Origin of the sequence: Halobacteriovorax sp. DA5 (assembly GCF_002903145.1) — a bacterium.
In the GTDB taxonomy this organism is placed as follows: Bacteria; Bdellovibrionota; Bacteriovoracia; order Bacteriovoracales; family Bacteriovoracaceae; genus Halobacteriovorax_A.
This window is the reverse complement of sequence record NZ_PPDJ01000009.1, coordinates 34,015-48,586: the sequence shown is the minus strand read 5'-3', so window position 1 is coordinate 48,586 and position 14,572 is coordinate 34,015. Positions and strand designations below refer to the sequence as shown.

The 14,572-nt window shown below is 36.2% G+C and carries 13 protein-coding genes and 1 other RNA gene; 5 read left to right on the top strand and 9 right to left on the bottom strand.

Features of this window, described 5'->3' with window-relative positions:
• Positions 1–39: 39 nt before the first annotated feature.
• A complete protein-coding gene (locus tag C0Z22_RS15930) occupies positions 40–414 on the top strand; it encodes a hypothetical protein (protein WP_146037897.1) in 375 nt (124 codons plus the stop codon).
• On the opposite strand, the gene C0Z22_RS12745 is transcribed toward C0Z22_RS15930, so the two are convergent.
• The 3 genes from C0Z22_RS12745 to aroC form a co-directional block, all read right to left on the bottom strand.
• Complete coding sequence (locus C0Z22_RS12745; protein ID WP_146037896.1) at positions 380–1,099, bottom strand: hypothetical protein; 720 nt, start codon at positions 1,097–1,099, stop codon at positions 380–382. The genes C0Z22_RS15930 and C0Z22_RS12745 overlap by 35 nt on opposite strands.
• A gap of 164 nt (positions 1,100–1,263) precedes the next feature.
• The gene (locus C0Z22_RS12740; protein ID WP_103218756.1) at positions 1,264–3,450 is read right to left on the bottom strand and encodes a hypothetical protein; all 2,187 of its coding nucleotides are present in this window, start codon (positions 3,448–3,450) and stop codon (positions 1,264–1,266) included.
• A 1-nt stretch (position 3,451) separates the two neighbouring features.
• Positions 3,452–4,444, bottom strand: a complete 993-nt coding sequence (aroC, locus tag C0Z22_RS12735) for a chorismate synthase (protein ID WP_103218755.1) — start codon at positions 4,442–4,444, stop codon at positions 3,452–3,454.
• An 83-nt stretch (positions 4,445–4,527) separates the two neighbouring features.
• Here aroC and C0Z22_RS12730 point away from each other — a divergent pair, with 83 nt between their 5' ends.
• Positions 4,528–5,241, top strand: a complete 714-nt coding sequence (locus C0Z22_RS12730) for a zinc ribbon domain-containing protein (RefSeq protein WP_103218754.1) — start codon at positions 4,528–4,530, stop codon at positions 5,239–5,241.
• 4 nt (positions 5,242–5,245) lie between these two features.
• On the opposite strand, the gene C0Z22_RS12725 is transcribed toward C0Z22_RS12730, so the two are convergent.
• Positions 5,246–6,634 (bottom strand): TolC family protein, encoded by a 1,389-nt coding sequence (locus tag C0Z22_RS12725; protein ID WP_158246923.1) that lies wholly within the window; start codon positions 6,632–6,634, stop codon positions 5,246–5,248.
• 134 nt (positions 6,635–6,768) lie between these two features.
• On the opposite strand from C0Z22_RS12725, the gene rnpB reads away from it, so the two are divergent.
• Both rnpB and C0Z22_RS12715 read left to right on the top strand, forming a co-directional pair.
• Positions 6,769–7,132: RNase P RNA component class A (rnpB, locus tag C0Z22_RS12720), an RNA gene on the top strand.
• Between the two features lie 58 nt (positions 7,133–7,190).
• Positions 7,191–9,209 (top strand): S9 family peptidase, encoded by a 2,019-nt coding sequence (locus tag C0Z22_RS12715; protein WP_103218752.1) that lies wholly within the window; start codon positions 7,191–7,193, stop codon positions 9,207–9,209.
• On the opposite strand, the gene C0Z22_RS12710 is transcribed toward C0Z22_RS12715, so the two are convergent.
• From C0Z22_RS12710 to C0Z22_RS12695, 4 genes are read right to left on the bottom strand one after another with little or no spacing between them, the layout of a single operon-like run.
• On the bottom strand, positions 9,201–9,629 hold the full coding sequence (locus C0Z22_RS12710) for a hypothetical protein (RefSeq protein WP_103218751.1): 429 nt from the start codon (positions 9,627–9,629) through the stop codon (positions 9,201–9,203). The two genes, C0Z22_RS12715 and C0Z22_RS12710, sit on opposite strands and share 9 nt — an antisense overlap.
• Complete coding sequence (locus tag C0Z22_RS12705; protein WP_103218750.1) at positions 9,629–10,654, bottom strand: A/G-specific adenine glycosylase; 1,026 nt, start codon at positions 10,652–10,654, stop codon at positions 9,629–9,631. Before C0Z22_RS12705 ends, C0Z22_RS12710 begins: the two co-directional genes overlap by 1 nt.
• Positions 10,655–10,675: 21 nt before the next feature.
• Positions 10,676–11,446 (bottom strand): hypothetical protein, encoded by a 771-nt coding sequence (locus C0Z22_RS12700; RefSeq protein ID WP_103218749.1) that lies wholly within the window; start codon positions 11,444–11,446, stop codon positions 10,676–10,678.
• Positions 11,446–12,072, bottom strand: a complete 627-nt coding sequence (locus tag C0Z22_RS12695; protein WP_103218748.1) for a helix-turn-helix transcriptional regulator — start codon at positions 12,070–12,072, stop codon at positions 11,446–11,448. The genes C0Z22_RS12700 and C0Z22_RS12695 overlap by 1 nt, the downstream gene beginning before the upstream one ends.
• A gap of 221 nt (positions 12,073–12,293) precedes the next feature.
• Between C0Z22_RS12695 and C0Z22_RS12690 the strand changes: the two genes are divergently transcribed.
• Positions 12,294–12,821, top strand: coding sequence for a pentapeptide repeat-containing protein (locus tag C0Z22_RS12690; RefSeq protein WP_158246922.1), 528 nt, complete (start codon positions 12,294–12,296; stop codon positions 12,819–12,821).
• A 183-nt stretch (positions 12,822–13,004) separates the two neighbouring features.
• On the opposite strand, the gene nadB is transcribed toward C0Z22_RS12690, so the two are convergent.
• On the bottom strand, positions 13,005–14,570 hold the full coding sequence (gene nadB / locus C0Z22_RS12685) for an L-aspartate oxidase (protein WP_103218746.1): 1,566 nt from the start codon (positions 14,568–14,570) through the stop codon (positions 13,005–13,007).
• Between the last annotated feature and the right edge of the window lie 2 nt (positions 14,571–14,572).

Below are 14,572 nucleotides of genomic sequence, written 5' to 3'. Positions count from 1 at the left end.
ATTTTCTGTATTTTTATAAATCTATTATATAATAGTATCATGAAACGAAGAAATTTTATTTTATCTACAATTTTCTCGCTATTTACCTACAAATCAATTGTACACGCATTTTCGCGTTCCAAAGTAATTGACTCAGGTAACATCCTAATTTCCAATGATTTTGGTACATGTGTAACTTTAAAATCGGGAATGAATTATAAACTTCCTGAGAATCCAACGAGCGTAAAATCTTGTATTCACTTTAAGGTCGTTAAAAGTAAATTATCACAAACGCCAACAGTAAGTAGTAATAAACATATGATTGCCAATAATACGGGCCAATTTGTTATTGATAAGAATGTAGATCTTGATAAGTCACGTTTTTTTACACTTCAGTATATTAACGAGAAGATTGGCTGGATTCTTTTTTCTTAGGAAAGCAAAAAATTAAGCCTAGAAGAATTATATTTGATACAAACTCAATCTTCATAACTGCAACAGTCAGTAAATGAAAGGCAATTATTAACAGCGCCCAAATGTATAAAGCCGACTTTTTCCTAAAGTATAAGATTAGACCACTCAGTTCTAAGGAAACGATAAGTAATCCAAAAATAAAGAATATAAACGTTGGTACTTGATCTAAAACTGGCCAGCTATAACCAATACTAGAATTATAATTATATATAATTTTATGTAAGCCATTTAAATGAAGATAGCCTTGTCCTTCGGAAAAGAAACTTGTGAGAGAATAAAAAACCTTCCAAAATCCAGACATAAAATATACTAGAACAGTTAGAAGTTTAGATAAATTTAGAACATCATAACTTGGATCTTTATTATTATTTTCAAAAATCAGAATTATCGAAATATAAAGCCATAAGAATAAATCGTGGTCTATATCAGCACCATTTGTCATTCCTATTATTAAAAAGAGTAATATAGAATAGAGAATACGAAAATATTTTCGACAAAAATCACTTATGGCCCCAAATGTAGAGATAGTCCATAAGCATAAAATAGGAAAAAGAAAACTTACTGGAAGAAATGAAGATATCCAATTTGTTTGTTTTTGAGATGGAAAACTCTCATATAAAAACATGCTGATAATTGAAAATGTCATTAAGTAGAATATCTGAGAAAAACTACTAATCATTTAATTAGTCCTCGACACACTAAATAAGTTCCAACTAAAAAAAGGATAGATATTCCCACGATGGCCAAAGATTTCGCAAAAGATTGAAATCGAAATAAAGGCCGAAACAATTATGATTTCAATCTTTTTCACTAGGCGATTACCTCAAAGAAATCAGGAAACGACTTCTCGACACAATCCTTATTTTCAAGATTTCCACCGCCGTTAACCAATTGGTAGAGGTAAGAAACCATAACCATACGATGATCACGAGGTGGTACAATATCAACAATTCGTCCATCTGGCTTGGTACCTATAATCTCTAGAAAATCTTCTGCTTCATTATAGTGATGTTCGATATCGTAAAGTTCCATTAAGTCCATTACAGCACTTAAGCGATCTGATTCTTTATGAATTAAGACTTCAACACTTCTAATAATTGTTGCTCCATTAGCATATGAAGCAAGGAAACATAATGTCGGTATAAGATCCGGACAATCACGACAATCGATCTCAAATCCATTTAGATTATCCATTCCATTAAAGAGTAAACCATTTGATGTGAAGTCAAATTGACCTCCAAGCTCCTCAAGTAAACCAATAAACTTACTATCTGCTTGAAAACGGTCAATACCTTTACAATTTTCAACGAGCACAGGGCCTGTTAAACACCCATAAGCTAATGGATAACCAAGAGAACTAAAGTCCACAGGAACCTCAAAGACTTGCTCACCATTTTTAAATCGTTCAATTAAATTTAGAGTCATGTCCCAATATGGGCGACTCGTTGTTAAGTTAACTGGCTCAACATCAATATCACGTGGAGATAAGGCCATAGCAAGACCTGTAGCAAACTGCGTTGATCGACTACAGTCAACTTCATAGACTCCTCTAGAAATACTTATTGGACCTTGGATTTGAAACCATGTTTTTTCATCACGTGTTACAACTGCATCAAGATCATCTAAGACACTTACTAATTCATCCATGGGTCTTTCAAACATTTTTTCACTTGGAATAAGGCTATACTTATTTTTTCCAAGTGCAAGAAGTGGAATAATAAAACGATTTGTCGTTCCACCATCACCGGAGTAAAGTTCGACCACATCTTCCGTCTCGATCTCACACTCTGGAAATGATCCACGAATAATAATTCCATCTTCTGCTTTTTCAATTGTAAGGCCAATACTTTCTAGGCAGCTTAGCATATTAACAACGTCTGTTGATTCAGGCATGTTAATGAGTTGAATGTCTTGTGGATATATTGCTGCAAGCACAAGAGCTCTATTGGCAAAAGATTTTGATGAAGGTACTTTTATTTTCTTTATATAACTCTTAGATGAGCCTGCACCATTTGCATAGGCCAATAGGTGTTGTCTAATATCATCTAAAGATACCGTTTGAATTGATGGAGAACCAATACCATTTGGTAGTATCACCTCAATTGTATTACGACTTATTATCTTTTTATCTTTTGCGATGAATTCCATCATTTCATCAACTGGAAGTGAATCCTCCCAGGGACACATCAAGGCATCCAGCCCAAAAATACTTGAGAATTGATTTAAGAATTGGCTTTCTTCATCTCTGTGAAAAATATTAAAAATTAACTTAAGGCCCCAATAAACAGCTACACCATGTGGAAGTTCATAAACCTTTTCAATTGCATGACCTAAAGTGTGACCTAAGTTTAATACTTTTCTTATTCCACCTTCTTTGAAATCTTGCTCAACAATTTCTTGCTTATACTTTGCACAACGAAGTGTGATTTCATCAAAGCTTGCTTCATTATTAATCAAATTAAAAACTTGCTCATCAAGAAAGTAGTATTTTGCCAATTCTCCCAGACCCGAAATAAAGTCGTCTTCCGCAAGTGTTTCCAAAAATTTTGCACAGATATAAACTTTCTCTGGAAGATGGAAAGCACCTATTAGGTTTTTTCCGTATTTTGAATTAACTGCAACTTTTCCACCGATACTTGCATCAATCATTGATAGAAGTGTCGTTGGAATAACACTCCACTTAATTCCACGAAGCAATAATGAAGCAACTAGGCCCGCAAAATCAGAACATGCGCCACCGCCAATAGCAACAAGATGAGCTCCACGATGTACACCCTTTTCAATAAAGAACTCACATGCCCTTTCTACTTCAGAGACATTCTTGCAATCTTCACCAGCAGGTGCAATATAGATTTCAATCCCCTCTCGAACATCGATGAGATCAAGATATAGACTATTAATATTAGAATCGAGCACAACGAGAATTCGATCAGAGTCAATCTCATTTAGGATTTTATTAACATCATTAATTTCATCAAATAACTTTATTTCTGACAAATTATACCTCGTACGCCTTCTGTCTTAGAAAATGATCGGCCAATACTACCCTAACCATTGACTCTACGACAACAACAGCTCTTGGTAGAATACAAGGATCATGACGTCCCTCTTTAGCATTTGCTCCAACAGTCGATGTTGGCTTGAAAGTTAAATCAAGATTGATCATTTCACCATTACTAATTCCGCCCTCGATTCCACCAAAGTTAGCACTATTAGAGCTTACTTCTTGTCCACTCATATCGGCCATCTTAGAACCTGCACCAAAAGAGAATGCGACACAAGCTCCAATTGAAAGAACAGCTTTTGCAAGATCAGCTTTTAATTTATCAAAAGCTGGCTCACCTAGACCAACTGGACAATTTTCAATATTTACTGAAATTCGACCACCAATTGAGTCTCCTTTCGCCTTTAAATCTATTAAGTACTTTTCAATTTCAGCATCTTTCGATGGATCACCAAAGTTATATGTTCCAAGATTCTGTGGAAAACTCTTAATTATATTTTCACATTCAAAAGGGCCTAACTTGGAAATAAAAGTATTAACCTTAACCTGTGGTAGAACTAGACTTGCAAAATACCCTGCAACAACACGGGCAACAGTTTCGCGTCCACTACTACGTCCTCCACCGCGGTGATCGCGAATACCATACTTTAAATCGTAAGTACGATCAGCATGACCTGGGCGGTAGTTATCCTTTAGTTTTTCGTAATCTTTACTTCTTTGATTTGTATTGCGAATAATAACGGCGATTGGAGTCCCTAAAGTTTTTCCCTCAAACACTCCAGAAAGAACTTCCGCTTGATCAGGCTCTTTTCTTGCAGTCACACCCTTTGAGCGTCCTGGTGCCCTCTTATCTAACATTTTTTGTAGATCTTCTAAATTAAAATCAAGTCCACTTGGAACACCATCTAAAACGACTCCAAGGGCCGGGCCATGTGACTCACCAAACGTGGTCATAGAAAACATTTTTCCGAATATACTTCCGCGCATTACAACTCCTGTTTCCCTATTATCGCCTCAAATAAACAAATATTCCAATCGCGACTGCTAGGTAAATATGTTATTAATTACAAATGGAAAACTTAAAATATCTAAAAGATGTCATGGATTTAGAAAAAGTCATTGAGGGCCTAGAGTCCGCGACAGACGAAGAGTTGAAAAGAATTGATTTTTTAAATAAACAACTAGACAACAAAACAGAGTTAAATGATCAACTTAGTGTGCAACTTACTGAAACAAAAGCAAGTTTAAGTTCTCTTGAGAAAGAACTCTTTGATACAGACAAGAAGCTAGATCAGGCAAAACAGAATTTAAGTTCTGTTACTAGCTCTCAACAAGAAGAGGCCATCCAAAAAACTATATCTTCCCTAGAAGAAGATTCAAATCAAAAGCAAGATACTATTTTAGAGCTACTTGAGAAAATTGAGGAAATTGAAACTGAAATTTCTAATACACAAGAGTTTATTAAAGGTGTTAACGAGACCATTTCAGAAATTAACGAAGAAGTTACACAAATAAAATTAAGAAATGACTCTAAAGTAAATGATCTCAATAAACAAATCGATGGCCTCCTAGCCGAGGTAGGTACTCGTGCAAAAGACCTATACCTTAAAGCAAAAGTTAAAAATCATCGTAGTGCTGCGACATTTCTTCAGGGAAATAGCTGTGGAAGTTGTCGTTTAACTTATTCTGCAGGTGAATGTAGTGAGTTTAATAGTGGAAAAGATTTAATTCTATGCCGAGGGTGTGGAAGATTGATTCTCCCTAGCACCCTGCGAACATTATAATTTTTTATTGAAAGTAATTACCAAGCTTTCCATAGATATCAAGTAAGCTAAAATATAACTTTTGGCGACGGCTGATATACTCAACAAATTTATTCTCTGTACTAATAAGTCTTTCTTCAGCTGAGATGACATTATCAAAGTCAGCACGCCCTCTTGAATAGAGCTTATTATACTCCTTAACTGATAGAGTCGCTAACTTGTGTCTCTTTAGAACTAAATCAATTGTCTTATCAATAAGACGAATCGTATTTTTAAGAGCTTCTAGCTGATTCTTTGTTCGAATTTTAGCTAGTCTATGTTGATACTCTGTATTTAGCTTATTAATTTTCGCTTCTTTTAAATTATTCTTTTCAACAGTCATACCAAGTGGGATCACAATCTGTAGACCAACTTCGGTAGCGTCATTATCAGAACCAAATGTACCATCACTAAATACATTCCCACTACCTGCTACAGTATAACTATTTGTCTTATATGCACCACTAAGCTCGATTGTTGGAAATACTGAGTTATCGTACTTTTCAATTGCACTTTCCAAAGCCTCTAGCTTCTTATTCAATGCTTGAATTGTCAGGTTAGAATCAATCTCTCCATCAGTAATTGGCTCCATTTTGATTTTTTCGATTTTATATAAATCTATATCTCTAAATGAATGGGCCCTCTCTAGTTTACTTTCTAATGACTTCTTGTAAGTTTCAAGTTGTGACTCAAGCTCTGCATGTTCCTCTCCAACAGAGTTCACAGAAGCTTGTGCAGAATAAAGATCTACTCTTTCCTTAAGTCCATCTCTAACTTGCTTTTGAACAAACTTAAGTCTCTTTTCAGCACGTTTCATCGCTTCATCTTTAAGCTGAATTAAAGTCTTTGTTTTCTTATAGTCATAATATGTTTCAATTAAGCCAAGAACATTTTGAGAAACTTCGGCATCGAATGCATACTTAGAAGAATAAACATTTTTTTCGGCAATTTTGATATCAGCATCGTCATTACGTCCAAAGAAGTTCTTTCCTAGATCCTGAGTATATGAAACTTCTTGGTTATAACCTTCATATTCAGTCCCACCACTAAAATCAATATAAGATCCAGTAATAGAAAACTTTCCACCCCAAACATTTTCTTTCGATAGTTCAACTCCAGAGTTGAATGCTTTGTATGTGTTAACAAGATTCGGATTATTCGGGTTTGATATCAGTCCAACATCATCATGTTGAGCAAGAACACCTAAAGTCCATGGCCTCTTATCACCAGACTCAAGTTCTAGAGTAAGTTTTGAGAGTTCAAAGTTATAGCTAGCTTCTTTTACTTCTGTTGAATCTTTTAAATATTCACGTACATAATTTTTTAGATTTGCACTTGCTGAAAATGACACAAGAGCCAATAAAATATATTTCATCAATTCTCCAAGGCGATTGGCTATATAACTTATACGAATATAATTAAAAAAAGTTTTACCATACTCCCTTAGTCCATGACCAGAGGTGTAACAAGACTTTGACATTTGATGTGACATAGGGCATAAATTCGCAAAGAGTTAAGGAGACTATCGCTGGTTTATTATACTTCGGTGTAATAGACGGGAGGAAAGTCCGGGCACCATATGGCAGCTTAGCGGGTAACGCCCGTCGGTCGTGAGACTAGGACAAGTGCAACAGAAAGGAAGTACAGGGGTTTGAACTCGATTGGGGTAGCTTCGGCCGGCCAATCAGTGACGAGATTCGTCTCACCTGCTGTAGTGAAAACAGGTAAACTCTAGGCGGTGCAAGCTTGAATAGGTCGACTCATGGGGTAGCCAGCCCTTGTTGACGGGTTAAGCGCTCGAGCCAGTGGGTAACTACTGGCCTAGACGAATGATAGTCCAATACAGGACCCGGCTTATACCTTGACTCTTTATGGGAGTGTATTGCTAGCGCAATCCACTCCCTTCCTTACATTTCAAACACGGAGGCAGAATGAATTATCCTCAACCCAAAAAAATCCCACACGAAACAAAAATTCACGATCAGGTTTTAACTGACGACTACTTCTGGATGAGAAATCGCGAAGAAGATAGTGACGTTATGAAATTTCTCAATGAAGAAAATGAACTCTTTAAAAATTACCTAAGTGATTCTGAAGAACTAAAAAATACAATTTTTGAAGAATTAAAATCTCGTGAACTTCAAACATATGAAACATGTCCATATCCTCATGATGAGTACGAGTATTTTGAAAGATATGAAGAAGGGAAAGATTACCCAATTCACTTTCGTCGCCACATTGGCACAGATGAAAGACAAGTCTGTCTCGATGAAAATGAATTAGCTAAGGGACGTGACTTCCTTGATGTTGGTGCATTTGAAATTTCTCCATGCCATCGCTACTTAATCTACACGATTGATGACAATGGTGATGAGTTATACGATCTATATATTAAAGACTTATCAACAAATGAAATCATTAAAGAAGGTCCTAAGAAAATTAACAGCGGCCCTGTGTGGTTTAACGATTCAAAGCACTACGCCTATATTGAAATGGATGAGAATATGCGTCCATTTAAAGTTCACGTTACTGATATAAATAATTCATTTGATAAAGTTATTTATACTGAAGAGTCTGGTGAATACTTCCTTACTGTTGAAGAAACAATGGATCACAGGTTCTTACTAATCAATGCGGGTGGATCTTCAAATAATTCAATCTCATATTTGAAAGCTGATGCGAGTGATCTAAACCCTATTGAAATCTTCCCTAAAGAAGACAAGATTGAATATACAGTTGAAGCAGATGGGAACGATTTCTTAGTTCTAACAAATAAGTTTAGCGAAAACTTCTCAGTTCTAAGAACTCCAATTACAAACCCTGATTACGCGACTGCTTCTGTAGAAGTTGAAGGAAGTCCTGAGAGATATCTTACAAATATTAATGTATTCAAGGATTTTAAAGTTGTAAGCTTTCGTGAAAAAGGACTAAATCACTTTCTTGTTATCAATGGTAGCGAGAGAAAAGAGATTACTTTTCCAGAAGATGCTTATCATGCAGGCGGTGGTAATAACGCAAATTTTGATACAAATGTATATCGTTACAACTACAGCTCACCAACGACTCCGAGTACCACTTTTGACTACAATGTAGAAACAGGTGAATCAACGCATATTCATCAAGTTAAAGTTCCTGGCTTTGATCATGAAAATTATGTTGTCGAGAGAAAATTTATCCCTTCTCACGATGGAGTCCTCGTTCCAATGACAATCATTAGAGCAAAGACAACTAAGATTGGTGATCCTAACAAGTGTCTTCTTTACGGATATGGATCATATTCAATTTCAATTCATCCATGGTTTAACCGCAATAATATCTCACTCCTTGATCGTGGCTTCGTTTACGCTATTGGGCATATTCGTGGAAGCTCGACAATGGGACGTGCATGGTATGAGAATGGAAAATTTCTAAAGAAGCAAAACACATTTAAAGATTTTTACTCTTGTGTAAAGTATCTGATTAACGAGGGATATACTGCAAAAGGTAAAATCGGAATTATGGGGGGAAGCGCTGGTGGTATGCTTGTAGGTGCAACGATCAACCTCGACACAGAAAACCTCATTGGTGCAGCTTGCGCAGATGTTCCATTTGTCGACGTTCTAAACACAATGCTTGATGATAGTCTTCCCCTAACTCAGCTTGAGTATGAAGAGTGGGGAAATCCAAATGATAAGGAATACTTTGATTATATCAAGTCATATTGTCCGTATTCAAATGTACAAAATAGAGACTACCCAGCAGTACTTGCAATTGCTGGCCTAAATGACCCTCGCGTTACTTATTGGGAACCAATGAAGTGGACTTATAAACTTCGTGATTATGCGACAGATTCTCGTGTAAAACTTCTTTGGACAAATATGGATGCAGGTCACGCAGGAGCTTCAGGTAGGTTTGAATCTTTCAAAGAAGTTGCTGATATTTACACTTTCTTTATTAAAGAATTAGAATAATTTTTTAAGGTCTTGGGGAGAAATCCCCAAGACTTTTGTCATCTTGGTCTTCTTAATTTCTTTTGACCAAATAAATCCAAGAATTTCATCATCGTCTAAAATTAACTTCATCTCCCCTTCTCCAAGTCCAGGTCGAGTACACACTTCATTTGAATGAGGCTGTTTTGAATAATCATAAACTCTGATCCAACCATCAGTTAGAATTTCTCTAATAATTGCAATGTGACCAGTATCACCACTAAATGGAATGGTATTCTTTCGCCAAAGAATTAAGTCACCAACAGCTAGTTCACTTAGGCGATGTTTTACAAAAGACTTGTCTTCAACAGAATCAAAGAACTCATAAACTCGTTCATATGGAATCTTTATTCCATCCGCAAGAAGAATTACTTTAATGGCCGTGAAACAATTTACTTTCATTACAGCTTAGCAAGGGCCTTCGTTGTTGCCGTCGAAATATTTAACTTCTCATTTAGCTTATACTTTCTAAATGATCCGGAATAACTCTTCTTAAATTCGGCATGAGAAATTTCAAGAATATAATTAGTAATCTTATACTTTGTAATGGCCGTTTTATACTTCTTTAACTTCTTATAGGATAACTTTGAATCAAGCTCTGGATATTGCTTAAGTTTCTTATCTTCACTATTTAGAATAAAAGTCGGACATTCAATTTGACCAGAAAGCCACTCATCATCGGCCTTACGATATCCAAGAATAGAGTCATTTTCTTTGACAATTATTCTTAGTAAATCAAGCTCATAAGTTTTAGCAATCTTCTTCACAGGAATCTCAGGATATTCAAGTGCATCTTTTGAATTACCAGCAACACAATCTTTATGTACAGGACAACCAACACAATTTGCACTTCTTGCCTGACAATAGATTCGACCAAGATCCATTAGGGCCTCGTTGATTTCACGTCCCTTACACTTTGCAATTTCTGGAAACTCGCCTGCTTCAAATTTTTGCTTAATAAGCTTTTGAAGCTTAGGGCCTTTGGCACCTTTTAATCCATAGATACGGCTAACAACTCTTTCAATATTTGCATCAATTGAAAGAGCACTTTTATTTTGTCCAATACTCAAAATTGCATTTGCAGTGTATTCACCTATTCCAGTAATTGAGATTAACTCTTCATACTTTGTTGGAATATTTCCATTAAAGTTTTCGACAATATCAATTGCTGCTTTTCTAAGGTTTCGAGCACGTCGATAGTAACCAAGACCTTTCCAAGCAACGCAAATTTCTTCCTCAGTTGAAGAAGCAAGTGTTTCAATATCTGGATAAATTGATAGGAATCTATCAAAGTGATTTTGAACTGTACCTACAGTTGTTTGTTGCAACATTATTTCAGAGACAAGTGTCTTGTACACAGTTCTATTTCTTCGCCAAGGAAGCTCTGTATAAGTATCTTTCGACCATTTAAGAAGTTTTTTAAACATGATTATTTGTAGCGATTTCTACTATTTTTGACAAGATGCTTTTAAAGTATCGGCCAATTTCAATAGATCTTCTGGATAAAAACCCTTACTTCCGACACCATGGATCGTCGCACCAATATTACTAAGGAAGTCCATTAACTCTCCTTTGGCTTCATCAATATCAGTCAGAACAAAAAGATGCTTTGCATCTGAGTTCTTTACCCAACGAATAATTTTTTGTGTGTTATTGCCACCTTTCGTTTGGCAAAGATAGAGGTCATTTTTAATTTCTCTAATTGATGAGTCAAAAGCCTTGATTGTGACAGGACAGCCATAAGTTAAACGGCTTACAAAACTTCTGCGGTAACAAGTGTCTCCAGATTTAGACCAATCTGAATTACGAAGTGACGCACTTGTATCAATCCAAACCTCATACTTAGGTACTTTCTTCTTTTCAACTTTCTTGGCCTTTCCACAGAAAATATCGAAATATGCACCTGTACATCTAATCATATCGGAATCTATCGTATTCTCGACAGCAACATCTTTATCAGGTATGCCATACTCTTGATCAACATAGTCTTTGCCTGACTTACCAACCATGTAACCTGTTTGCGGATCAAAGCATCCGTCACCCATCTCTATACAGTGATCGTCATTTTGGGCAATTTTACGTGAGATATTTTTGAATAGAATTTGTTCTAAAAGTGTTTGTTTAGGAGCCGCTGATAAAAAGACAAATTCCACCGTTTGCGGAAGTGCTACTACCGCAGATGAAAATATGAATGCAAGGAGTGTCTTTTTAAAATGCATTAAGCAATCATTCCCCTTTGTCTAAAATATCTAAATAAGTCATTTCCAAGATCGACAATTAAATCTCTAGCGTCGATATCAAGACTTAAAAAATCAGCAACGTAAGCTTTTTGCCTTGGTGTTAATTGGGCCATACGCTCTTTTAACAATTCTTCATTACTCGTATCTGTAACAAATGGCATCGTTCTCGTTTTTCCACCAATCTTCATTGTTGGATTAGCATTGATTTGAGCATTGCCAGTTGTTCCACTTTTAATTGTGTCAACGAGGGCCTCTTCAAATCCACCACCGGCTGGTTTCTGTTGAGGTTGCGCTTGTTGTTGTGTAGGCTGCTCTTTCTTTTCATCACCTTTATAGAATTTAACTAATCTTATAAAGTGATCCGTAAAGTGCTCTTCGACAAAATCGATCATTTCATGAAGAGGAATATCCAATTCGGCCGTAATTTTAGCGACTACTTGAGGATTAATCTCAGTTGTCTTCATCGAAAGAAAGCGAGAAACAGTAGAAACACCAAGACCAGTTGATTCAGCGAGATCTTTTTGTGTCATCGGCCCTCTAACCTGCATGTACTTCCTAATAATTCCTAAATAATCGTCTAATTTCTCTTTGTTAAATTCAGACATATACTTCTCCTTGCATATTGAAACACCTGCAACTAGCTGATATTTCGTTCAGGTGCAATTGCGGCCTGAAATTTTATGCCTCAAAAGTCCCTAATATCATTATCGGTTTTAATTTTTATTTCTTGATGCAATTTTATTGCTTGACGCAACTGGTCAAGAATGGTTATTATTGCAGTGTGGATGAACTAATCCACAAATTAAGCAAGGCTTGGGGGGATCACATGGCCACTTTAACAAACTTCATTATGACTGAGACATTATCTGACTTCACAAATGGACAGTATGAAGTAATTGAAAAAGAGCTAGTAAGATCAAGTGATTTAAGTAACTTAACCATATCTGGTTCTCTCTTCTCTCAAACCACTTTCATCGCTGTAAACTTCAAGTCTTGCATTTTCTTTGGCTCGAAGATGAAAGAGTGTAAATTTATCAACTGTTCGTTTGAAAATTGCAGCTTCGAATTTTCACATATTGAAGCTTGCAATTTTGATGGATGCAAGATCGTTGGGAATACATGGAAGTATTCCACTTTAAAGAATTCAATCATTGAAGATTGTGAACTGGATCTTGAAGTATATAAGGTTATCAAAGATGGTGACCAGAATAAAATTGATATTTACGAGGAAACTCAAGATATCGAAGAAATTAAGGAAGAAGTTGAAGAAGTTCTAAGTTTTGAAGCAGCATTGATTGCTTCACCTAACCAATGGGGAACTAGCTTACTAAACTTTATTAAATCTGCAGCTTAAATTTGAAACACCTGGCAATCGTGTTTACGTCACCAGTCTCAAGGATAATACGGCCAGATACAAATCTTTATTAGAGACGATATATCATACCTAGTCTTCTTCTACTGGATGTAGATAAGCAGGAAATCTCGCAACTGATACTTGCTCTCGGGCCAGCTCTCTCAAGGGTGTTGGCCTTCTTTTTTACATTTTACGATAGAAACAACCAATCGATTCTTTATTTCTCATGGACGACTTAACGATCATCGTTGAAACTTCAATAGCATTTCTTAAACCAATTAAGCTGTCATCAAGTTTACAGCTTCGATAGAAGCGAGAAACTTCATCATTGATTTCATTAAACATTGCTAGTGCTCGTTTAAGACGATTTGTTGTTCTTGAAAGACCAACATAGTTCCACATTGTAAGCTTTAGAGTCATCCAGTCTTGCTGAACAAGGGCCTTATCAATAGAAGCGTACTCTTCTTGCCAATTCTTAATTTGCAGATGCGAATAAAGAGTTTCCTCTCCAATATTTTCTGAAATATCAATAGCCGCAAGATAACCCCAAGTTAAACCTTCAAGAAGTGAAGTTGAAGCAAGTCGGTTTGCGCCATGAAGTCCTGAACAAGACACTTCACCTACAGCGTAGAGATTCTTAATTGAGGTTTGTCCCTTCATATCAATCTTAACACCACCACAAGTATAGTGAGCAGCAGGAACAACAGGAATAGGCTCCTTTGTCATGTCCACACCGTGTTCTAGACAGTGCTTGTAGATCGTTGGAAAGCGCTCTTTAATCCACTCTCCATCTTTATGTGAAATATCGAGATAAACACACTCGTGTCTCGTCTCAATAGTTTCTTCCATTATTGAACGAGCAACAACATCACGTGGAGCAAGTTCCATCTCTGGATGGTATTTGCCCATAAATCTTTCACCATTACAGTTAACAAGAACTCCACCTTCTCCGCGCACAGCTTCTGAAACTAAGAAGCGTCCATGTGAAGATGAATCATAGAATGTTGTTGGATGAAATTGAATAAATTCCATATCAATAATATCTGCACCAGCTCTCTTTGCCATTGCAATCCCATCACCACGACTTGCTCCAGAGTTTGAATGATGAAGATAAAGTGCACCAACTCCACCTGTGGCCAAAACAGTCTTCTTTGCCATGGCCTTAACAACATTACCCTTTTCTTGATTTAATAGATAAGCACCAAGAATTTTTCTTTCCTCATAACGCTGAGAAATTGAAATACCATGATGGGAAGCTGTAATTAAATCAATTGCAGTATGTGCTTCTAAGAAGTGTACTGTTGGATAGCGTTTTTGATCTTTTAGTAAATTTAAAAGACTAATTTGAATTTCCTTACCAGTGTAATCACCACGATAAAGAATTCTCTCAATTGAGTGGGCGGCTTCTTTTGTATATTTTAATGAGTTATTCTCATCTCTTTCAAAATTAGCATTTGCTTTCTCTAATAAGAGTTCATCAATCGCTAACTTTCCAAAATTTCTTAATGTTTCAATCGCTTGCGGATTAGAAGTATTAGAAGATGCTACTTGAATATCTTTTCCTAGAGCATCATCACTTGCATTTGGATAAATGATTCCGCCTTGTGCCCAGTATGTATTCGATACCTGAGGATCCTTTGCACGAGTCACAATTCCTACTTTTAAATTACTCTCTGCAAGCTTTGCAGCAGTAGCAAGACCTGCAATTCCACAACCTAAAATAAGAACATCGAAGTCGTAACTATTCACTT